The 413-nt window shown below is 59.1% G+C and carries 1 rRNA gene; it reads right to left on the reverse strand.

The window, feature by feature from the left end:
- Positions 1 to 413 (reverse strand): 16S ribosomal RNA (locus tag KDL01_RS42380); the annotation flags it as partial.

Raw genomic sequence — 413 nt, forward strand, 5'->3', positions numbered from 1 at the left:
AACGTATTCACCGCAGCAGTGCTGATCTGCGATTACTAGCGACTCCGACTTCATGGGGTCGAGTTGCAGACCCCAATCCGAACTGAGACCGGCTTTTTGAGATTCGCTCCACCTCGCGGTATCGCAGCTCATTGTACCGGCCATTGTAGCACGTGTGCAGCCCAAGACATAAGGGGCATGATGACTTGACGTCGTCCCCACCTTCCTCCGAGTTGACCCCGGCGGTCTCCCGTGAGTCCCCAGCACCCCCGGAGGGGCCTGCTGGCAACACGGGACAAGGGTTGCGCTCGTTGCGGGACTTAACCCAACATCTCACGACACGAGCTGACGACAGCCATGCACCACCTGTACACCGACCACAAGGGGGCACCCATCTCTGGGTGTTTCCGGCGTATGTCAAGCCTTGGTAAGGT

It is taken from the genome of Actinospica durhamensis (assembly GCF_018139695.1).
Lineage (GTDB): Bacteria > Actinomycetota > Actinomycetes > Streptomycetales > Catenulisporaceae > Actinospica > Actinospica durhamensis.